Annotated in this window: 15 protein-coding genes and 7 pseudogenes; 6 read left to right on the plus strand and 16 right to left on the minus strand. The window is 68.1% G+C overall.

What is annotated here, in order from left to right; translation table 11 throughout:
• Positions 1-730: 730 nt before the first annotated feature.
• Positions 731-871 (minus strand): annotated as a pseudogene (locus C9F11_RS44225) (recombinase family protein); the annotation flags it as partial.
• 836 nt (positions 872-1,707) lie between these two features.
• Here C9F11_RS44225 and C9F11_RS44230 point away from each other — a divergent pair.
• Positions 1,708-2,457 (plus strand): annotated as a pseudogene (locus C9F11_RS44230) (transposase family protein).
• 470 nt (positions 2,458-2,927) lie between these two features.
• On the opposite strand, the gene C9F11_RS44235 reads toward C9F11_RS44230, so the two are convergent.
• The 3 genes from C9F11_RS44235 to C9F11_RS44240 all read right to left on the minus strand — a co-directional run bounded on the left by C9F11_RS44235 (position 2,928) and on the right by C9F11_RS44240 (position 5,015).
• Positions 2,928-3,266, minus strand: a complete 339-nt coding sequence (locus tag C9F11_RS44235) for a hypothetical protein (RefSeq protein ID WP_138968082.1) — start codon at positions 3,264-3,266, stop codon at positions 2,928-2,930.
• A gap of 604 nt (positions 3,267-3,870) precedes the next feature.
• The gene (locus tag C9F11_RS47900; protein ID WP_171076194.1) at positions 3,871-4,017 is read right to left on the minus strand and encodes a hypothetical protein; all 147 of its coding nucleotides are present in this window, start codon (positions 4,015-4,017) and stop codon (positions 3,871-3,873) included.
• Positions 4,018-4,022: 5 nt separating this feature from the next.
• Positions 4,023-5,015 (minus strand): IS701 family transposase, encoded by a 993-nt coding sequence (locus tag C9F11_RS44240; protein ID WP_269078163.1) that lies wholly within the window; start codon positions 5,013-5,015, stop codon positions 4,023-4,025.
• Here C9F11_RS44240 and C9F11_RS44245 point away from each other — a divergent pair.
• Positions 4,944-5,555 (plus strand): annotated as a pseudogene (locus C9F11_RS44245) (ISAzo13 family transposase); the annotation flags it as partial. The gene C9F11_RS44240 and the pseudogene C9F11_RS44245 overlap by 72 nt on opposite strands.
• Here C9F11_RS44245 and C9F11_RS44250 read toward each other — a convergent pair.
• The 7 genes from C9F11_RS44250 to C9F11_RS44280 form a co-directional block, all read right to left on the minus strand.
• A complete protein-coding gene (locus C9F11_RS44250; RefSeq protein WP_138968086.1) occupies positions 5,506-6,534 on the minus strand; it encodes a transposase in 1,029 nt (342 codons plus the stop codon). The pseudogene C9F11_RS44245 and the gene C9F11_RS44250 overlap by 50 nt on opposite strands.
• Positions 6,535-6,946: 412 nt before the next feature.
• Positions 6,947-7,702 (minus strand): transposase, encoded by a 756-nt coding sequence (locus C9F11_RS49250; RefSeq protein ID WP_249402405.1) that lies wholly within the window; start codon positions 7,700-7,702, stop codon positions 6,947-6,949.
• The gene (locus C9F11_RS49255) at positions 7,596-8,693 is read right to left on the minus strand and encodes a transposase (RefSeq protein WP_249402326.1); all 1,098 of its coding nucleotides are present in this window, start codon (positions 8,691-8,693) and stop codon (positions 7,596-7,598) included. Before C9F11_RS49255 ends, C9F11_RS49250 begins: the two co-directional genes overlap by 107 nt.
• 113 nt (positions 8,694-8,806) lie before the next feature.
• Positions 8,807-10,291 (minus strand): NF041680 family putative transposase, encoded by a 1,485-nt coding sequence (locus C9F11_RS44260; RefSeq protein WP_249402327.1) that lies wholly within the window; start codon positions 10,289-10,291, stop codon positions 8,807-8,809.
• Between the two features lie 243 nt (positions 10,292-10,534).
• Positions 10,535-10,840: a hypothetical protein gene (locus tag C9F11_RS44265; protein WP_138968088.1), complete on the minus strand. Its 306-nt coding sequence runs from the start codon at positions 10,838-10,840 to the stop codon at positions 10,535-10,537.
• Positions 10,841-10,928: 88 nt separating this feature from the next.
• Positions 10,929-11,984, minus strand: a complete 1,056-nt coding sequence (locus tag C9F11_RS49260; protein ID WP_138968090.1) for an IS3 family transposase — start codon at positions 11,982-11,984, stop codon at positions 10,929-10,931.
• A 236-nt stretch (positions 11,985-12,220) separates the two neighbouring features.
• Positions 12,221-13,039 carry a class I SAM-dependent methyltransferase gene (locus C9F11_RS44280; protein WP_138968092.1) on the minus strand — a complete coding sequence of 273 codons (819 nt, stop codon included), beginning with the start codon at positions 13,037-13,039 and terminating at the stop codon, positions 12,221-12,223.
• Between the two features lie 457 nt (positions 13,040-13,496).
• On the opposite strand from C9F11_RS44280, the gene C9F11_RS44285 reads away from it, so the two are divergent.
• The gene (locus C9F11_RS44285) at positions 13,497-13,826 is read left to right on the plus strand and encodes a hypothetical protein (protein WP_249402328.1); all 330 of its coding nucleotides are present in this window, start codon (positions 13,497-13,499) and stop codon (positions 13,824-13,826) included.
• 120 nt (positions 13,827-13,946) lie between these two features.
• Here the strand turns inward: C9F11_RS44285 and C9F11_RS47910 are convergent.
• Positions 13,947-14,114, minus strand: a pseudogene (locus C9F11_RS47910) (IS701 family transposase); the annotation flags it as partial.
• Positions 14,115-14,394: 280 nt separating this feature from the next.
• On the opposite strand from C9F11_RS47910, the pseudogene C9F11_RS44295 reads away from it, so the two are divergent.
• Both C9F11_RS44295 and C9F11_RS44300 read left to right on the plus strand, forming a co-directional pair.
• A pseudogene (locus C9F11_RS44295) lies at positions 14,395-14,766 on the plus strand (recombinase family protein); the annotation flags it as partial.
• A gap of 28 nt (positions 14,767-14,794) precedes the next feature.
• Entirely contained in the window at positions 14,795-15,253 is a 459-nt protein-coding gene (locus tag C9F11_RS44300; RefSeq protein WP_171076198.1) for a recombinase family protein, read from the plus strand.
• A 341-nt stretch (positions 15,254-15,594) separates the two neighbouring features.
• Here the strand turns inward: C9F11_RS44300 and C9F11_RS44305 are convergent, their stop codons facing one another.
• The 4 genes and pseudogenes from C9F11_RS44305 to C9F11_RS44320 form a co-directional block, all read right to left on the minus strand.
• Positions 15,595-16,866, minus strand: a complete 1,272-nt coding sequence (locus C9F11_RS44305) for an integrase core domain-containing protein (protein WP_249402329.1) — start codon at positions 16,864-16,866, stop codon at positions 15,595-15,597.
• 35 nt (positions 16,867-16,901) lie between these two features.
• Positions 16,902-17,111 carry a hypothetical protein gene (locus tag C9F11_RS49265; protein WP_249402330.1) on the minus strand — a complete coding sequence of 70 codons (210 nt, stop codon included), beginning with the start codon at positions 17,109-17,111 and terminating at the stop codon, positions 16,902-16,904.
• Between the two features lie 234 nt (positions 17,112-17,345).
• A complete protein-coding gene (locus C9F11_RS47915) occupies positions 17,346-17,693 on the minus strand; it encodes a hypothetical protein (protein WP_171076199.1) in 348 nt (115 codons plus the stop codon).
• Positions 17,694-17,944: 251 nt separating this feature from the next.
• Positions 17,945-19,228: pseudogene (locus C9F11_RS44320) on the minus strand (NF041680 family putative transposase); the annotation flags it as partial.
• Between the two features lie 1,040 nt (positions 19,229-20,268).
• Here C9F11_RS44320 and C9F11_RS44335 point away from each other — a divergent pair.
• Positions 20,269-20,574, plus strand: a pseudogene (locus C9F11_RS44335) (transposase); the annotation flags it as partial.
• Positions 20,575-20,677 lie beyond the last annotated feature (103 nt).

The following is a 20,677-nucleotide window of genomic DNA, read 5'->3' on the forward strand; positions in this document are numbered from 1 at the left end:
GGGTGCGGGCAGCGCGTTCGGCCGCGGTGGCCGGCAGGACGTCCGCACCGGTGCGTGGGACCCCCACGCACCGGTGCGTGGGACCGGGTCGGCGTCGTAGATAACGAAGACGGTCGCCATCCGCCGGCGACCGGTGTGCTCGCGACTGGACAGCTGGGCCGAGGGCGGCTTGGGGCCGTCGGCTGCCCGTGCGGTGCGGACCGGCTCCCGCGGATCAGACGGGATCATGTTCACGCCGGTCGCGTCGCAGCTGAGCACCAGCAGCCGGTCCCCCTCGCTGCCGGCGGCCGGGGCGGACACACCCTGCTGGCAGAAGGCGGGGATGCGGGCGGCGACGCGACAGGCGATCTCCATCAACTGCCCGGTGCCGGGCCGGCGGCCGGTGGTGCGCTCAAGGTGCGCGCCCGCCCGGCGCAGGGGTGTCTGTGCGGCCTCGAGGGCGACGGCGCGCTGCAGCGGGGAGGAGCAGACCTGCTGCGGCAGGGACAGGGCGGCGTCGCCGGGGTGCAGGTTGGCCGCACCGGGGGCGCGGTAAGCCATCCCGGTCGCCTCCACCCGGCCCAGCGTGGTGGCCAGCAGCCGGCGGTGGCTCCGTTCGGCCCAAGGACGCACCACCGTGTCGCTGCCCGTGACGACCTCCACGCGCACCTCGGCGGCGGCGCGGGCATCCACCTGGGGTAGCGCCGAGGGAAGCCCAAAAGCCGCCAGATCTTGATCGTGGTGGGTCTTTTCAGCTCCGGGTGTGAGCCCCGAGGGCGTTGACGCGGTTCTCGTACTCGCGGCGGGCCTTCCGCTGGGCCGGGATCGCCGCGGTGCCGTCGAGAGGCTGGCAGCGGTCGAGGAGTTGGCGGTGGACCGCGGGAGTGGCGGTGAACGGGCCGGGGACCTGGGGCGCGGACATGTAAGGCGCCACCGGGTCTTCTTCCTTGCCCGGTCTGGCTCCTCACCCGACCAGCAAGAAGGAGGCCCGTCCCCGTACCGGCAGGAAACCCGCGCACCGCGGCACCTCCACGCGCCAGGGTGAAGAGGCCGCCCGGGGTCTGCACCACCCGCCCGGCGGCAGTAGCCTTCTTCAACTGGTGGCGCACCCGCTCCACTTCACGGGACACCGCCTCCAGCCCGAGCCCCTCCACCACCTGCCGACACCGCACCGGACCGGCCTACGCGGCCAGCACCCCCAGCATCCGCCCCGTGAACTCGCCAGCTTCCTCGGCAGCTTGAATGCCGACGGGACCCGACACCTCCGCTCGCGGGGCCGGGGCCCGACCCCGACCCGGCCTCGCCGTGCGCCGCCGGGAGCCCGCCTACGACCTGGCATGCCGTCGCCACCCGGGCCAGCTCCTGCTCGCACACCACCAGCAGCCCCGCGCCCCGCACGGCCTCCCCGCGCAACCGCTCCGCCTCCCGACGGCAGGCCGCCTCCCGCTCCCGCAGCAGCAAGAGCACCTCCCCACAGCCCATCCGGCCCCGCCTCACCCACACCAGCTGATCAACAGCTACCGCAACGAGAAACCCGGCCCACCAGACACACACTCGTCACTCAAGAGGAAACGCACCCGCCCCTGGATGTTCAGGTCCTTCAGGAGCCTTTTCACGTGTACGGCTGGCGGGCGAGGTGGCAGCTGGGCGTTGACGGTGGCGTGACGAACGGGGCACCCCGCTGGTTGGCGAGTCGCCGAACATCTGCCTCACCTGCGGAGATGCCCCGTGTTCTCCTATCCTGCCGGATGCGATGTCGACGAGGACCTCCTGGGACTGGTCACGATCGTGATCGCGTCCTGCGAGGCCGACCGACAGTGCAAGCTGCGACCGTACGACCGGGCACGGTGAGCCCTGGTCCACCTGCGCAAGCACGACACCCTCGAACAGATCGCCGCCGACTTCGGTATCGGCACGGCCACCGCCCGGCGCTACGTGAACCACACGATCGAGCACCTCGCGGCTGTGGCACCGTCGTTGACGGAGGCCCTCACCAGCCATCACGCGGACGGATACCTGCTGCTGGACGGCACCGTCGCGGAAACCGACCGGGTCCAGGCCGCGGGCCACTTCTCCGGCAAGGCCCGCCGTGAGGGCGTCAACCTGCAGGTCATCACGGCAGAAGAGGGCAAACTGCTGTGGATCTCACCTGCTCTGCCCGGCGGCACCCACGACATCACCGCCGCCCGGGAACACGACGTCGTCGAGACCTGCGCCGTGCTGGGCCTCGATGTCCTCGCGGACAAGGGCTACCAGGGCGCCGGCGGCACCGTGATCACCCCGATCAGACGAAGGCCCGGAGCCGAACTGCCCGACAAGCACAAGAAATCAAACAAAGTTCACGCGGCGCTCCGGGCTCCCGTCGAACGGGCCATCTCCCGGATCAAGCAATGGAGGATCCTCCGCCACGCCCGGACCAGTCCGAACAGGCTCTCGTCAGTCTCCGCAGCACTCCTCACCCTCATGATCTACACGTGAAAAAGGCTCCAGATCCCTCTGCCAGCCTACCCAAAATTACGTCGGGATCTTCGGGAGCCCGAGGGAGAGATCCCCTCAGACCACCCGACCGTCGCTGATGCACGGCCTGGCCTAACCTGCCGTGCCCTTGATGGATGAGCAGGGCATGCTCAGCCGTATGGAAACCCCATCGGCCGGGGCTTCAAGCACTGTCCCGTATCAGGGCAGTATCAGGGCAGGACTCGGTTCACCACGTCCGTCGGTTCCTGCCCTGTCTGACCAGATCAGTCACAAATGGAGATGGCATGCTCGCTCGTGCGCGTATCAGGGTCGGCCTGCTGGCAGCCACAGCTCCCTCGGCTGCGGTTTCCGTCCTGCCACCCCCTGCCGTAGCGGCTCAACCGGCAGGGCTGGAAACCTCTCAGGCAGTCCCCACAGGGGACCCTTGTGATGGTTTCCTACCCGCTGACCACGATTTTTTGCCTAGTTATTCAATCTGGGTCAATGAGAATTGCGACGACGAATTTTCGCAAACATGCTACGAGGCCTATCAAGTGGCTGCTGCGGCCACTCAAGAGGCCAGACCTGAGGTCGTGAAGCCGTGTTTGTATCGGATGGCGGGTGAGACCGTTCTGTGCAAGTATGAGAAGGAAAAGGCGATCGGGGGTGGCTATAGAGTCGTAGCCACCTCGGACAAGATTGCTGATCCCGGCCGATGCATCACCGAGGTCGGAAAGTATCTCCCCGATATGCATGACCATCGACGGCACTTCCTGCACCTCAAGGAGGACGAGACGGGGAAATGCGATGACAGAGAGGTCTTCGTCCACTTGGAGGAGGGAGTGGTGAAGTGCCCGAGTCAGGAGTGCGCCAGGCTTGAGGAGAACCGAAACAAGCCGAAATTACAACGCTCATGCGAGGCCCGTGTGCGCGCGAGCAGGGCACTGTTTCACCATTATGAAGACAGAGGGAACAGTGGGTGGGTGATGGCATATAGGGGAAAATATCCCTTGGAATACCTCAAACGTGGCACATGCGTGCTAGCCTTCGGGGAGACTAAAAGTGGCGGCTTCCAAGACCATTGGGATTATGAACTAGGTAGAACTGGTTATGCATGGGCCGGAATCCTTGGGGAGCAAAAAAGCTTTCTATAGGCTACTTGACACCTCGGATAAGAGTTTCAGAGATAGTGAGGTCTATCTCGACGATGCAGATATCGTCGTCTGCTCGCACAATCCCAACGAGTGCACTAAGCTTTCACGTGAGGCGGGGGGATACGTCCAGCGGCTCAACTGGGAGGACACGGAAGCTGGAGATTCCGACTTTCCCTCCTGGGGTTAGGACTGTCCCTTCAGTTGTAGGTCAGTTGGCCCGCTGTAGTTCAGTCTGATGGGCAGCCGGCGGAGGGTTCCCTGCCGCTCCCGCGGGGGTGCGTCAGCGCCGGTGGCAGGCCCGGGCGGTGGCCTGGTGGAGTCGCCGCCACAGGGACCAGGCCAGCCCGCGCCGGATCCGCTCCTGGTGCGGGGGCAGGGGCCACATCAGCACAATGAGACGTTGGATCTCGAACGCGGTGAACCGCACGGGCCTCACGGTGCTGGTGGGGTCAGCCAGAGCCCCCTGTTTGCCCCGTCGGCCCGGCGGGGCAGGTCGGCACCGAACCGGCTGACGGTCGGCGGGCCGTCCTCCCGCGCGGCCTGTGCGTCGCTGACGGCCAAGAAGGCTGCCGCCAGTTGGGCGAGGGTGATGTGCCGGTACCAGCCGTGGAAGGACCGCACCTCGTAGTCGGCCAGCCCGCAGGCGGACTTCGCCAGCTTGATCGCCTCCTCCACCCGCCAGCGGGCGCCGGGCACCAGAACGATCTCTTCCAGCTCGGTCCCGGGCGGCCCCCACCCAATGTAGTAGTCACGGTTTTCGGGCTCCTCGGGGCGGCGGCGGACCACGATCCACCGCGCCCACGCCCCGGGGCTCGCCTGCGGATCGGGAATCTGGCGGACCCACCACTGCCACGTCCTGCTGTCGAGCTGACTGGGTCCGGCAGGCAGGGTGACCCACTCGTCCTCGGCCGCGCACCGGGCCACCAGGCGGGCTAGGTGGCGCCAGCCGGGGCGGGGCAGCACCGTGTGGTCGGCCTGCACATTGACCACATACGGCAGGTGGTTTCCTTCGAGGAAGCTTCGGAAGGCCCCGTCGCGGCCGTAGACCTCGTCGGCGGCCACCCACACCCGCCCGGTCGGCAGGTCGGGCAGGATCCGGGAGATCATCGCCTCGGCCAAGCGGGGCTTGGTCGCGAAGACGACCCCGTCGGGGACATACGCCGCACGGCACCGCAGCCGGTCCTCGGCCCACTCCTTGGGCAGGTACAACTCCCAGTCGACCGGAGCCTGTCCGGCGCCGGTGGCCCAGGCGGCCATCACCCCGATCTGGCAGGGGAACACCCCGCCCAGGGCTCGTACGTAAATGACTGTCAGATTGGATCTGCGGGTCAGGACGCAGTGGGAGGCTGGGTCATGACTACGCCTCCGCACCACCACACCCCGACTACCGCACTGCAGGCCAAGTTCGACCAGGTCCTCCCGCACCTCGACGAACGGCGCCGCCGGCTCTACCTGGCCAGCGAGGCCGTCGCGCTCGGCCACGGCGGGATCACCACGGTGGCCGCCGTCTCCGGCACGAGCGCCGCCACCATCGCCCGCGGCATCACCGAGCTGGTCGTGTCGTCCCCGCCAACCCATCGCATCCGTGCCCCGGGAGCTGGCCGCAAGCCGCTGACAACAACCGACCCCGGCCTGCTGCCGGCCCTTGAGGCGCTGATCGAGCCGCACGCCCGCGGTGATCCCGTCTCCCCGCTTCGCTGGACCACACGGTCGCTGCGCACCCTGGCCCAGGCCCTGACATCCGAGGGCCACCCGATCAGTGCCACAACCGTCGGACATCTCCTACACAAGATGGGCTACAGCCTGCAAGGCACCGCCAAAACCACCGAAGGTGCCCGCCATCCGGACCGCGATGCCCAGTTCACTCACATCAACGCCACCGCCGCTGCCTTCCTCGACGCCGATCAGCCGGTGATCAGCGTTGACACCAAGGCCAAGGAGTGGATCGGTAACCGTGACCGGCCCTGACGCACCTGGCGGGTCGCGTCCTTGGTGCGGTGTAAAAGGCTCGACGAGGGGTTCCGTGGGGTTGATGTGATGCGGCCTTGGTGAGGGACACGCGGGCCGGGGGTGCGAGGTGGATCACTTCTGTCTCGGTGGGGTGGAGCAGGTCGCGGCGTATGCGTTCGAGTTGGCGCGGGCCGGTGGGGGTGGTGGTGAAGCCGTGCCATCCGGTCGCGGTGCGGGACGGGACGGCGAAGGCCAGGCTGACGCAGGAGGTCTCGCCGGGGAAGCGGCCGATGGCCTTGACCCGGCGCCGGGTCTTGCCGGAGGTCCGCTGGATGAAGCTGGAGTGGCGGATCCGCTTGTGGTGCTCGGCAGGGAAGCGCAGGGAGGCGGTGAGTGGACTCCGGTCTGCCAGAAGGGGCTTGAGGGCTGCGGGGTAGATCTTCTCCCACTTCGCGGCGAAGGCGTCGGTGCGGCGCTGAACGGTCTCGACGAGCCGCTGACCAGGCGGGATACTGAGCTCGCTGGTATCGAAGTTCTCCCAGAACTCCTTCTTGACCTGCTCGAGGTCGTGGCGGCTGGCCTTCGAGGTGACGTTGCGGCATTGGTGTATCAGACACCGCTGGCGCGGGCTGCGGCCCAGGACGGGCTCGCAGGCGGAGATGAGGGCGCTGCCGCCGTCGGATATCACCAGCAGCGGCGGGGTGAGGCCGCGGTCGAGGAGTCCCTGGAGGAAGCCGGCCCAGGCGTCGTGGGATTGGGAGCCGGCGGCTTCCAGGCCGATGAGGACGGGCCTGCCGCCGGTGTCGATGCCCCAGGCGGCGAGCACCGGCTCCGCGGGAGCGTTCGGGTGCATGCGGAAGGGCGAGGCGTCGATGAACAAGCAGTCCAGCGTGACGCCGGACAGATCGCGTTCGCGCCAGGCGTCGTACTCGGTGCGGACCGCCTGGCAGATGCTGGAGAGCGTGGACTTCGACAGCGCCGCATCCGGGCCCAAATGCCTCGGCGGGGATGTTCCGAACGTCGCGGGTGGACAGGCCGCGCACGAACGAGGCGATGACGAGGGACTCGAGCGCGTTCGTGCGGGTCACCGTCGTCCCGAACAGACGCGAGGCGAACTTCTCGCTCGTGCCGCGCAGCTCGGGCTTCTTGACCTTGACCGGCCCGGATGTGGTCTTGATGACCGCCTCCCGGGGGTGCGTTGGCGGTGCCCGGCCCGCACCACCGGCGCCACGGGGCTGTCCTCGGCCGCATCCCGGCCGTCGTCGTCCTGGGCCGCAGCGGTGTCGGCGCGCTGGTACCGGGCGCGGCCGGGGAACTCACCCGCCTCAGCCGCCAGGGCCGTCTGGATGATCAGCTTCGCGCCGGGCCGGGCCACCTGCTCCAGGCAGTCGGCCAGCGGCCGGCCCTCAGCTTGACTCTGTCGGGGATCTTGAAGATGCGGGGGTCAGGTTCCCAGGGTTCGCCAGGACTTGGGCCGGGGGTATCGCGTGCTGGTCGAGGTAGTGCTGGAAGGCGGTCGGTCGGCGGGGTGGGGGTACTTCCTCGGCCGGTGGCAGTTGGCTGAGGCGCTCGATGTTGACGGCGATGGCCGTCAGGATGTGCTGGATGTGGGCCTTTCCCTGTCCTCGGTAGCGGCAGCGCCGCATGCCGTGGCCGTGGGCGAACTCGTTGACCGTGCCCTCCACTCCGGAGCGGACCGCGTAGCGGGTCTTCCACTCGGGCTTCTGCTGCTCGGCGCGGACGCGAAGTTGCAGGTCGCGGAGTTCTCGTGGGGGAAAGCCCACGGTGCGGTGGCTTTCGCGGGCGGTGGTGCACTGGGTGCGGGCCGGGCAGGGCTGGCACTGGGTCTTGGTGAATCTGGCCACGATCAGCGGGGCCGCGGTCGGCGAGGAGGTCGGGTAGGGGCCGTGCCAGCCCGCGCTGACCTGTCCCTGGGGGCAGGTGACCTGCTGACGGTCGTAGTCGATGTGGAAGTCGTCCCGGGCGAAGCCCTCGCCTCGGCGGTGCTGGTGGGTGGGGTTGCTCTTCAGCGGCCCGGAGACGGTGACCTGGTGTTCACGGGTGGCCTGTTCCAGGTGGGGCAGGGAGGTGTAGCCAGTGTCGACCAGGTGCTCGGCGGGCAGCAGTCCGCGACGCGCCAGGCGGGTGTGGATGCCGGGCAGGACCTGGCTGTCGTGGGTGGTAGCCGCAGTGGTCGCGACATCCGTGATCACGTTGGGGCCGTCGGGAGCACAGGTCTCCGTCAGATGAGCGGCGAACCCCTTCCAGCTGATTCGTGCCCCTGTCCTCGCGTAGCGTGCCGAGGTGTCGTAGGGCGAGACGATCCGCCCGGGACGAGGACGGCAGTCCAGGCCCGCCTTCCTTCTCGGCGGTGCGCCAGCGCAGCCGACCTGCCTGATCACGGTGGTAGTTCTGCACCATGATCTGGCGCAGGGCCTGGACACGGGAGCCGGGCGTGCGGTCTGCTCCGTGCCGGTAGAGGTGTTCCAGGAGCCGGGCGGCGTCGTTTCCGGTGGCGAGGATCCTGGTCATGGGCTTGGTGGGGTTCTTGCCCAGACGGACCGGCCGGCCGTAGCGGAGCCCCCAGTCCTCGTCGACCAGGCCGTCGAGCAGGTGCGGGGAAGAACCAGCGACTTCTTCGAGTGCGGCGCGGACTGCCTCGGTGATCAGCTCCAGGCGGGTCAGGTCGCGCACCGCGGCCAGGACGTGGGTGGAGTCGGTGCGCTGCGTGGTGCGCTCGCGCACCAGTCTGGCCTCCTTGAGGCGGGCCAGCGCGAGGTCGAGGAGGCGGTCGGCGCGGTCGCCTTCGGCGAGACGGTCGCGGAAGTCGGCCAGCACACTGTGGTGGAACCCGGGATCGTCCAGCTCCATCGCCAGGGCGTACTTGAAGTCGATGCGGCAGCGGACCGCCTCGGCGGCCTGCCGGTCCGACAGGCCGAGCAGGAACTGCAGCACACAGACCGTGGCCAGTTGAGCAGGCGAGAGCCCCGGCCGCCCGTCCCGCGGGTACCAGTCGGCGAAGTCCTCATCGCACCACAGCCCATCGAGGCGGTCGCGTACCCATATCGCCGTCGTCCCGCCCGGGTTGCTCGCCCGCGCGACTTGCGCGGTCAGAGACGGGACCTGCTCACCGGAACGAGGGCGGAGCGACAAGGGGCACCTCGACAGCTGCGTCGGTCGGCGGAACTACCCGAGCATGCCTGTCGATCATGCTGTCGCACCGAGGAACTCCAAGATCCCCGACAGAGTCAAGCTCAGCTTGGGATTTATCCTGCGGCGGTGACTCTCCGTGGTTTCGTGCCGAGCTTGTGGTGGGCGGGGCGCTGGTAACGCTCGCCGGTGGCGAGGACCTTGCCCACGTCATGGCGGGTGGCGGACCGCCGGTTCCTCGAGCCAACTGGACGCCCTGGGCCAGGATGTGAAGGTTTCGGCGCACCGGCTGGTGAAGCGGCTGTCGGACGCAGGTTTCTGAACCCCCGGCGGACTCGGGCGGGTGTGAGCCGTTCCGGCGGGGCGGGCTTCTCCCATGGATGGCGGAGGTCCTTCACCAGCGGGCGGACGAGGCGGAGTTGAGCGTGGGCGGCGAGGACGAGCCAGGTCCACCGGTCCGCGGCCTCGGGGCTGCGCAGCCGTGGGGCGGTCCAGCCGAGTGTCTGCTTCCAGAACCTGAACATGTGCTCCACATCGAATCTGCGCAGGAAGACCTGCCAGCAACGGTCGGTGTCGGCCGCGGTGGCGCCGGTCTTGGACCACCACAGCCACACCGGCTTGGGCTCGCCGCCGGAGGGCAGGTGCTCGACCTGGAGCCGGATCACCGTGCCCTCGATCAGGGGCAGCTCGGCGGTGTGGTCGATCCATGCGCATCGCCGGGTGAGGCGGGGGTGGAGCCGGTCCCAGGCCCGTGCGGTTGCCTTCCCGTAGAGGCGGGTGTCGGTGATGGTGATGGCTTGCTCGGTGCCCCAGGTTGCCGGGTCGCCGAAGACGAACTCGCCGCCGTGCTTGGGCGGGCGGCCGCCCAAGGGGTTGGCCTGGTGGAACTCCTTGCGGGAGGGTGCCGGACGGCGCATCACGCGGTCCGAACGGAGCCGGCCCAGGATCTCGACGGGCAGGCCGGCCAGCAGGTGGGCCAGGCGCGGGGCGTCGTATCCGGCATCGACCACGACCAATACGTCCGGGTCGCCCTCGCGCCATTGTCCCGCCGTGATGAGGCGCTCGACAACCTCGCGGATCTGTGAGGTGGTGACTGCCGCGACGTCGGCGCCGGGTCCGAGGCGGACCGCGTCCAGGACCGCCGTCCACGAGGTCCTCCCGGTCTCCAGCGCGGCGATGACGGAGTAAGGCCAGCCAGGGATCATCTGGTGCTTGTTGTCTCCGTAGCCGTAGGTGTGGCAAAAGCACCGGTCAGGAGCGGTGTCCGCGTCTGGACGCAGCCAGGGCGTGACGTCGACGGCCAGGACCAGGCGGCCATCGGCCGCCTTCGGCAACGGTACCGAGACCAGGGCCCGCCGCAGCCGGTCCACATCAAGGCGCCCCTGGTTCAGCCCGGCGTACAACGCGCCATGCCCACGCTGGTGTTCCGGCGCGAGCGCCAGGCCGACCAGGGTCTTCACCGGCCCGTCGGCACACAGCATCGCGTCGGTGAGTTCGAACAAGGAGTCCGCCCGTGAGGTCAGGGACGCGTACAACTCCGCACGGAAGGCTGACAGCAGCCCGAACGGCTCCCGCGTGACATCGTGATGCAGCAGACTCACCTCTACGGCCTTCGCTTGATCCGGTGCCTCTGTGACGGAGCACAGAATCAGACGAAGGCCGCCCCGCTGAAGGGCCCTTATCACTACGAGTGATCAAGTTCGAGGCGCAATTCGACCAGCGAGAATAAATCCCAAGCTCAGCGAAGACGGCATCGATCCCGGCACGGAACGCCCCGGTAGGCGATACTCGCTCGTGCACGAGCATGGGTCCTTCCCTACGAACTTGGCGGTCCAGTACGAAACCTACGCTCGTCGCCTTTTACACCACTTTCTGGACACGACCAGTACCTCCACCTCACCGATCTCCGGTTCGGGCAGGGCTCTGACCAGCCGCAGGAGGGTGTCCTTGCCCACGGTGATGCCGACCGCGGTCGCCAAGCGGGCCCCTGCCCGGCCGGCCAGCACCAGCCCGATCTGCGTCAGCAGCCATCGCAGCGGCGGAGTGTAGCGGCTGTGCGGAGCGGTCAGCCCCGCGACCTGTTCGGCGAACGTCACCGCCGCACAGGCGGGGTTCTCGCAGTGGAAGCGGCGTACACATAACTCGATCACGACACCGAGCCCACCCGCGGCGACATCACGCAGCTTCCGTACGTACTGAGGGGTCTCGCGCTTTCCGGGCAGGTGTCTGGTGATGACTTCACGCCGTGATGTGCAATGTCTGGTATTCGGTGTGGGCTTCGCGAGGTGGGCGGTTACCCACTGCCGAGTGGAGGTGTTTGTGTTTGTGCCAGGATTCGATGTACCGAGTGATGTCCTGCCGGGTGGCTTCGCGTGTCAGGTAAGTCATCCTGGATACACGCTCGTTCTTCAGCGCCGCGAAGAATGATTCCGTCATAGTGTTACTGAAACAGGTCCCGGTCCGTCCGGCGGAACGTGGAAGGCCGAGGTGTTTCAATGTCTCACCGTGCTCGGCTGGCCTGTAGTTCGATCCGCGGTCCGAGTGGAATATTGTGCCGTCTGTGAGTTTCCTGTTCCGGGCTGTGTTGCGGATGGCCCGGGATGTGAGGGGGGTGTGGTAGTGGTCGTCCATGGCGTAGCCGATGGCTTCCTTCGTGCGGCGGTCGATGGCGGTCGCCAGGTACAGCCACCTCTCACTGGTGGACACGTAGGTGATGTCCCCGACCGGCTTTTGGCCGGGAGCGTCGGCGGTGAAGTTCCGGCCGGCGAGGTCAGGCGCGGGGCCGGGGGTGCCCTGGGTGAGGCCGAAGCGTTTCGGCTTCGGCTGGGAGGGCTCCAGGCCCGGTTCGCGCGTGAGGCGGCGGACCGGCTCCAGGCCGGCGGTGACGTCCCGGCGGTGCGGTTGTGCGTGGATGCGCCGGTGGCTGTAGGTGCTGTCGGAGTCCTCGAACGCCTTCGTGATGAGCAGTTTCAGTTCCTCACGCCGTTCGGCTGTCGCGGATTCGGGACGGCCTCGCCAGTCGTAGTAGCCGGATTTGGAGACGCCGAGTCGCTTGCACCTGTACCCGACGCTGTACGCGTACTCCGTCGTGTCGAGCCGCGTCTCGTTGATGAACTCGTACGTGCTCGCTGCCGGGGATCCCCCGCGAAGTACGCTGCGGCTTTTTTCAGGAAGGTGTTTTCCATCTCGGCTTCGCGGATCCGGCGTTCCAGCTCTTTGAGGCGTGCTCGTTCGCTGAGCGTCAGTTCCGCGTCTGGCGCCGGCTCCTGGCGTGCCTTGTGTTTCTTCACCCAGCCCCGGAGGGTTTCGGGGTTCATCCCGGGCTCGCGGCCTGCTTCGGAGATCGTCTTACTCGAGCTCAGCGCGACCCGGACGGCTTCTTCACGGAACTCGGGTGTGTACTTGCTGAGTGACGCCACATCGTGCTTCCTCGTTCCCTGTTCAGGGAAACCCTATTGGGTCCCTGTCCGGAAACTTCGGGGCCCCTCAAGCTCCGGCAGTCGTATTCGCGCATGGTTTGTATAGGCCGCTCAAGGGTGTGGGCGTCGGCCCCATGTGGACAGGGTGAGGAAGGCGAGGTCGGTGTAGCTGCCGCTGGCCAGCAGTTCCCTGCAGTCGGTGAGGTCCTGCTGTGTGACAAGGCCCTGGTGCACCATCGCTGGTCCGAGTTGTTCGAGGGTGAGCTGTGTGAGTGCGTCGGCGTTGCCGTTCCGGCCCACCCGGCCCGGGGCACACATGAGATCGACGTCTTCCAGGCCTGCCTGTGCGAGCAGCCGCGGCAGGGCGGTGGCCCACCGGACATCGACCTGCATCTGGCCGGAGACCAAGGCGATCAGAGCGTCCATACAGCGGTGGTAAGCGTTCTGAGCACCCTCTGGGGAGGAGACCAGGATCAGCCCGTCTACACACACCCAGCCCCCTGGGGCAGTCCAACGCACCATCCGTGCGATGGTCTTGTCGCGTTCGGGCAGGTGCTCGAGCAGTGCGCGTGCGTGGACGAGGCTGAAGGACCCTGCGGGGAAGTCGTCCTGGACGACGTCGTGGCGCAGAATGGTCAGGTTCGGCACTCCTCGACGAGACAGCAGTCGGGTGTCGATGTCGGTGACCACCACTTCCCCCGGCGCGCACTGCCGGGCCAGCCACTGTGCAATGGAGCCGGCACCGCCCCCCAGCTCCAGGCAGCGCCAGCCCGTTTGGAGCCCCCGGCCGCTGATGGATGCACGCGTGATTGGGTCGGCAAACTTCTCCAGGGCGCGTAGACGTCGCAACTCCAGTGGCTTCTGGTAGTCGAGTAGCCCCGCCCCATAGGCCTGCTCGCGGGACTCGCCAGGTGTCGCTGTCGCTGCCATGAGCCTACTCCCTTGGTATGTCGTGCCGAGCCTGTGCCCGCAGATCGGGCGGGAGGCCTGGGCGAGAGCGTGTGTCCGTCCCGGCAGGTCTCTGCCTGCGCAGGTTTACTTACCCGGCGATGGTGTCTTGTGGGTTCAGGGGGAGTGGGACTCCGATGAGTGTGGCGAGTTCGGTGGCCAGGGCTGCCGGTGTCGGGTGGGACATGATGATCTTTTGTGTGATCTTGATGTGCAGTGCGGCCTGGATAGGGGCCAGGGCGGTACGGCTGGAACGAACCCGGCAGATGGCGGCCGCTGTTGAGCGCGCTCGGCTGCCGGGTACAACCAGCACACCGCTCTGGCATTCGATGGAACAGATGTCCTGGGCGGTGGATGCGATGCAACGGATGCAACCTTGTGCGCTTGTGAAATCCGGGTGGGGGTAGCCAGGTTGACCAGTGTCGGGAAGGGGAAAGTCGTGCCCAAGACCCCCAACGCCCGCCTGCGCGGGCTGCTTGAGGAAGCCGACCGGAGTGGCGCCCAGCTTGCCGCGGCTCTGCGGCAGGCAGCCGCCGAGCACGGCCGGCCGTTGGCGTGTGACCGGTCGATGGTCTCGCGCTGGCTGGCGGGCCCCCGCCCGCCGGTGCCCACTCTGTTGTTGGAGGTGCTGTCGCGGCGGCTTGGGCGTCCGGTCGTCGCGCTTGAGGCGGGCTTGTCCCGTGCCCCGTCCGCCGTGTTCGATCTGTTCGGGGAGGCTAATACTGCAATTCGAGTTATGAGTGGTGGCCGCGTTTTTTGTAGTGGCTGAGGCGTGCGCGGGTCTGGCTGAGGCGTCTCCATCGTGACCACTGCAGGCGGCGTTCGGAAGTGTGGTGGGCTGGGCAGAGGTGGCCGATCAGGCGTCGTATTTCGGCGACGGAGAGCTGTATCAGCTGTCCGGGGCTGGTTTTGCTGCCCCTTTTTCGAGCTCGGTGGCGCGGATGGCGGTCAGGGCGGCGAGTGCGGCCATGGCGAGGGTGATGTGCCGGTACCAGGCGTCGTAGCGGCGGACCGGGTAGTGGTCGAGTCCGCATTCGTGCTTCACCGTCTGGAAGCAAGTTAACCACCCGTAGTGCACCTGAAGATGGTGCTCTTTCGGCTGGCGGCACGATAATCAGCGTGGATGCACTGTTGCGGCTGGCGGCCCTGGTCGACCGGCTGCGGACGGCGGCGGACGAGGCCGGGGGTGGTGGGGCATGTCCGACACAGACGGCGAACTCCCCAGTCGGGGGTGTGGCCGCAGCTTCCTGTGGCGAGCCGGGTGGGGGCCGTGCGCCTACTGGCCCTCTGGGCGGTGCGGGCCGCGGTGAACGGGGGCGGTGCTGATGTCTCCGGTGATGTCACGCCCGTGGGGGCTGTCGGAGGACCGGATCCGGTCGGAGCATCGGGATCGTGCGGCGATCGTGTACGTGAGGCAGTCCAGCCGCCAGCAGGTCCTTGAGCACGCCGAGTCGGCACGATTGCAGTACGCGCTGGTGGATCGGGCCGTGAGGTTGGGCTGGGCACGTTCGCGGGTGGTGGTGATCGACGATGACCAAGGACGGTCGGCGTCGGTGGCCGACTCGCGTCCCGGGTTCCAGCGCCTGGTCACCGAGGTGACGATGGGCCGGGCCGGCCTGGTGCTGGGGATCGAGATGTCCCGGCTGGCCCGCACCGGCCGGGACTGGCATCAACTGCTTGAGCTGTGCTCGCTGAGCGGGGCTCTGCTGGCGGACCTGGACGGGGTCTATGACTCCAGTGTCTATAACGACCGGCTGCTGCTCGGCCTCAAAGAACACGATCTCCGAGGCCGAGTTGTACCTGATCCGACAGCGGATGTGGGGCGGCAAGCTCGCCAAGGCCGAGCGCGGCGAGCTGGTGCTGCCCCTGCCGATCGGCTACTGGCGGCGCCCCTCGGGAGAGGTTGTGCTGGAACCGGACGAGCAGGCCCAGGCGGTGGTGCGGCTCGTCTTCGACGCCTTCGACCGCCTGGGAACCCTCAACGCAGTGCTGCGCTACCTGGTGGAACATGCCGTCCAGCTACCGGTCCGGGCCCGGTGCGGGGTGAACAAGGGCGAGCTGGAGTGGCGCCGGCCCAACCGCGAGGCGTTGCAGATCATGCTGCACAACCCCGTCTACGCCGGATACTACGCACACGGGCGCCGCCGCACCGACGCGCGGCGCAAGCGACCCGGATGGGCACGGGGCGGGTGGTGAGGTCGATGGACGAGTGGCATGTGGTCCTGCCCGGCCGGATGCCCGCCTACATCACCGAGGAACGCTATGCGCCCAACCTGGCCCGGATGGAGGCCAACCGGCAGGTTGCCGCGTCCCCCGGGGCCCCACGCTCAGGTTCCGCGCTCCTGGCAGGGCTGCTGCGGTGCGGTCGCTGCGGCGGCCACCGGATGACGGTGAGCTACCACGGCCCGGCCAGCCGCTTCCCTCGCACAACTACCACTGCGGCTACCTGCGGGCCAACTACGGCACCGGCAGCATCTGCCAGCACATCGCCGGCCCCGCCCTGGACGCCTTCATCACCGCACAGCTGCTGGCCGCCGTCACCCCTGCCACCCTCGAGGTGTCCATGCAGGCGGCCGCCCAGGCCGAGGCCGAATGCGCCGCCCTGGACCAGCTGCGGCAGCACCGCCTGGAACGCGCCCGCTACGCCGCCGACCGCGCCCGTCGCCAGTACCAGCTGGCCGAACCTGAAAACCGCCTGGTGGTACGCCAATTGGAGAAGGACTAGGGAAGCCGCGCTCGCCGATGCCGACTGCCTGGGGGCCGACTACCAGCACTTCACCGAGACCCGGCCCGCCGTCCTGAGCCCGCGCGAACGCGCCGCCATCCAGAACCTGGCCCACGACCTCCCGGCGCTGTGGTCGGCACCGACCACCACCCTGCCCGAACGCAAAGAACTCGTGCGGTGTGACGTAACCGATGCCGGCGTGGAGGCGGACCGTGTTGTATTCGGCGCGTACGGCGTCGAGTTCGGCTTCCAGCTCGTGCGGGTCGCGGATCTTCTCCAGGTGCTGCCACTCGCCCTTGACGTGGCCGAACAGCGACTCGATCCAGGCCTGGTCGTTGGGGGTGTGCGGGCGCCCGAAGTGCTGGCCGATCAGGGCTGCGGCCATGAAGGCGCGGGTGTCCGCCGAGCGCATCTGCGGCCCGTTGTCGGAGACGGCCAGCAGCACCGGCTGCCCGGCAGGCGGCGAACTCGCCGTCCTGAGTTCGGTGTTGAGACTGCGTTCGGCGAGGTGCCCCAGGCCCTCGGCGTGCAGGGCGGCGGTGAAGGCGACCGCGACCTGGAGCGAGGACTCCTCGGCGGAGACCAGGGTGGCAAGCCACTTGCGGGAGACCAGGTCCATGATGGCCAGGCAGCACCGCTGGGCCCTGGTGAAGTGCGTGAAGTCGTAGATCCAGATCGATCTGGGGCGCCAGACGGCCCACTCGGGAAACGGCTTCTTCTCCCGCCGCTCGCGCCGTGGCGGCCCGGGCAGGTCCAGGCCCGCCTCGGCCAGCACACGCAGCACCGTCGACTCGCTCGCGTGCACCCATTCCAGCCTCGAGCCGCGGTGGGCGAGCTTGCGGTGCGAACGGTCCGTCTCGCCCCATTCCTCGGCGAGTTTGACGATCGCCTCCTTCTCCCAGGCCAGCAGCGCGTGCATAGCCTCAGCAGGTCCGGGACGGACATCGGCGAGCTGTCCGGCGGCGGCCCGTTGCTGCCAGCGCAGCACCCTCATGTGGTCCAGGCCCAGCACCGCGCCGGCCCGGCGAGCCGACCAGCCCTGGTCCGCGGCATGCCCGATCAACTGCAGCAGACCGGCCTTCACCTCAGGAGGGACCCGCGGCGGGATGGGGCCCGCGCTCAGGCCCATCGCGCTTTTCCCCGGTCCAGGTGCAGGGCGACGGCCTGCTCGGCAATCGCGCTCCGCAGCCGCTCGATCTCCGCCCGGGCCTCGGCGAGCTGGGCCTGCTCCGGGCTCTGCCCGGCCCTGCCGGGCACCGACGCGGCCAGCGCGTCCAGAGCACCCTGCTTCGCCGTCCGCGCGATCGCGACCACCGTGGCCCGGTTCACGCCTCAGTGCTCGGCGGCCTCCCGCTGCGTGTGCTGTCCCGACAGCACCACGACGAACATCTCGCACTTCTCACTCGGCGCGAGCCGCTTCCTGGGCTTCCGCGGGGTGGTGCTTCCTGCCATGACCGGCAATCTTCCAGATCAAGGGCCTCGGGCCCGGGATCTGGTTGGGTGTTTCCTCCCGATCTTGGCTCATTAATTCAGACGCATACGGCCGCCCTCGTCCACTGGCAGTCATTCCTCGACGCCAACCCCACCATGCACTCCACCCGCACCACCTGCCGCCTGCACACCATGCGCCAACTCCTGCACCCCCACCGCCGCCACCACACCACCGCCCACCTCCTCACCCAAGCGTCCACCCTCCACTGAGACGGCGGACGGTGCGGCGTCGGCCCTATCGGCACCTGTGCGTTTGGCTTCAGCCGTGCCATGGCCCGCAGCTGTCACTCGGGCACGATCAGAGAAGTCGTACGCCTCGACGATCTGCGGCCGCGCTCTGTGCGCCTGTGCGACGCCCGGATGCCCCTCCGGCTCGGTAGCTTCGGTCGCTTCGGAAACCTCGCCCTTCTTCAGATCCATGCTGGAGTAGGAGAGCTCGTACGTAAACGGATCTTGCACACCGTCATGGATGCGCCATCGGCGCGCCCGGCTACCGGGCCATCGCCGCAGTACACCCGCGGAACCTTTCCCGCTTGAGCCGTCTGTACGAATCACAGCACTCGCGTACAAGAAACCTGCAGGAAGAGGGCCCCGGATCGTGTCCCTTGTCGTGGTGTATGGGATCAGTGAGGTTGATCCTCGGGAGTGGACACCGGGTTTCATCTTGTGATTTATCCGGTGCGGCGTAGTTTGGTGCCGACCTTGTGGTGAGCCGGTCGGCGGTAGGACTCGCCGGTGACCAGGAGCAGGCCCACGTCGTAGCGGTTCGCGGGGCGGCGATTCTTCGAGCCGGGCGGGCGCCCCGGGCCGGGGCGAGCGGGTTTCGGCACTGCGGCCGGTGTTGAGGTTCTGGCGTGCAGGTGTCGGAACCCGCGTCGTACTCGGGCCGGGGTGAGCTTGTTCGGTTCGGCTGGCTTCTCCCACGGCCGTCGCAGGTCAGTGGTCAGGGAGCGGGCGAGGCGGAGCTGGGTGCAGGCGGTGACGATCAGCCAGGTCCAGCGGTCCGCCGCCTCGGCTTCCCGCAGTCTCGGAGCGGTCCAGCCGAGTATCTGCTTGATCATCCGGAAGAAGTGCTCGATGTCGAAGCGCCGCAGGAAGGTCTGCCAGGCCAGATCGGTCTCTGCAGGGCCGGCAGCGGGCCGTGACCACCACAACCACAGAGGCTTGGGGTCACCGCCGCTGGGCAGGTGGTCGACCGGGAGGCGGATGACGGTGCCCTCGATCACCGGGAGCGGGCCGGGGTGGTCCCGCCAGGCGGCACGCCCTTGCAGCTCGGGGTGGAGCCGGTCCCAGCTCTGGGCGTGGGCGGTGCCGTAGCGGGTGGTCTCCGTCTTCGTCTCCGCGTCCGGGGCGCCCCAGGTTCTGACGTCCTTGAAGATGAATTCGCTGCCGTGCTTGGGCGGCCGCCCGCCAGCCGGGTTGTCCCGGGCGAACTGCGCACGGGTCGGTGCCGGGCGGCGCATCACCCGGTCCGAGCGCAGCCGTCCCAGGATCTCCACGGGCAGGTCGCGCAGCAGGTAGGCCAGCCGCATCACGTCGTAGCCTGCGTCGGCCACGATCAACACCGACGGGTCGCCCGGACTCCACTGACCGGCGCCGACCAGGCGCTCGCCCAGGTCCCGCAGCTGTGCGGCGGTGACCGCGGCGAGGTCGTCGCCCGGCCTCAGCCGCACCACATCCAGCGGGGTGACCCACGAGGTCCGGCCCGACTCCAGGGCCACGACCCACGAGTAGGGCCAGCCCGGGATCATCTGGTGCTTGGCGTCGCCCCTGACGTAGGTGTGGCAGAACGAGCGGGCGTCGCTCGTATCGGCGTCGGGCCGAAGCCACGCCGAGACGTCCACCGCCAGCACCAGGCGGCCGTCGGCGGCGCGGGGCAGCGACAAGCCGGACAGCTCGGCCCGCAGCCGTTTGACGTCCAGGCGGCCCCGGTTCAGCGCGCCGTACAGGGCTCCGTCCGGCGGAACGTGGAAGGCCGAGGTGTTTCAATGTCTCACCGTGCTCGGCTGGCCTGTAGTTCGATCCGCGGTCCGAGTGGAATATTGTGCCGTCTGTGAGTTTCCTGTTCCGGGCTGTGTTGCGGATGGCCCGGGATGTGAGGGGGGTGTGGTAGTGGTCGTCCATGGCGTAGCCGATGATTTCCTTCGTGCGGCGGTCGATGGCGGTCGCCAGGTACAGCCACCTCTCACTGGTGGACACGTAGGTGATGTCCCCGACCGGCTTTTGGCCGGGAGCGTCGGCGGTGAAGTTCCGGCCGGCGAGGTCAGGCGCGGGGCCGGGGGTGCCCTGGGTGAGGCCGAAGCGTTTCGGCTTCGGCTGGGAGGGCTCCAGGCCCGGTTCGCGCGTGAGGCGGCGGGCCGGCTCCAGGCCGGCGGTGACGTCCCGGCGGTGCGGTTGTGCGTGGATGCGCCGGTGGCTGTAGGTGCTGTCGGAGTCCTCGAACGCCTTCGTGATGAGCAGTTTCAGTTCCTCACGCCGTTCGGCTGTCGCGGATTCGGGACGGCCTCGCCAGTCGTAGTAGCCGGATTTGGAGACGCCGAGTCGCTTGCACCTGTACCCGACGCTGTACGCGTACTCCGTCGTGTCGAGCCGCGTCTCGTTGATGAACTCGTACGTGCTCGCTGCCGGGGATCCCCCGCGAAGTACGCTGCGGCTTTTTTCAGGAAGGTGTTTTCCATCTCGGCTTCGCGGATCCGGCGTTCCAGCTCTTTGAGGCGTGCTCGTTCGCTGAGCGTCAGTTCCGCGTCTGGCGCCGGCTCCTGGCGTGCCTTGTGTTTCTTCACCCAGTCCCGGAGGGTTTCGGGGTTCATCCCGGGCTCGCGGCCTGCTTCGGAGATCGTCTTACTCGAGCTCAGCGCGACCCGGACGGCTTCTTCACGGAACTCGGGTGTGTACTTGCTGAGTGACGCCACATCGTGCTTCCTCGTTCCCTGTTCAGGGAAACCCTATTGGGTCCCTGTCCGGAAACTTCGGGGCCCCTCACGGCGAGTACCCGGCGATCGTGCGGTTGTGGGAGAACGCGTGGGCCGAGTCCGTGCCCTTCCTCCAGTTCGACAGCGGGATACGGCGCGTTGTCTGCACGGCCAACGCCATGGAGAGCGTGAACGCACGGATCCGCAAGGCCGTCCGGGCCCGCGGGCACTTCCCCAACGAGCAGGCCGCGATCAGATGCGTCTGCATGGCCATCATGAGCCTCGACCCGACAGGGCAGGGACGCAAACGCTGGTCACAGCGATGGAAGGCAGCCCTCAACGCCTTCGAGACCACCTTCGACGGACGACCCTCCGCCACCCGCCGCTGAACCCCCAACAACCCCAGAAACACCATTCGATTTACAGACCCGAACCGGGTGTGGCTTTCATCAGGCTGCCGTTCGTGGCTGGAGACGCTTGGCCGCCCGGTTC

The sequence above is a fragment of the Streptomyces sp. YIM 121038 genome (assembly GCF_006088715.1).
Lineage (GTDB): Bacteria > Actinomycetota > Actinomycetes > Streptomycetales > Streptomycetaceae > Streptomyces.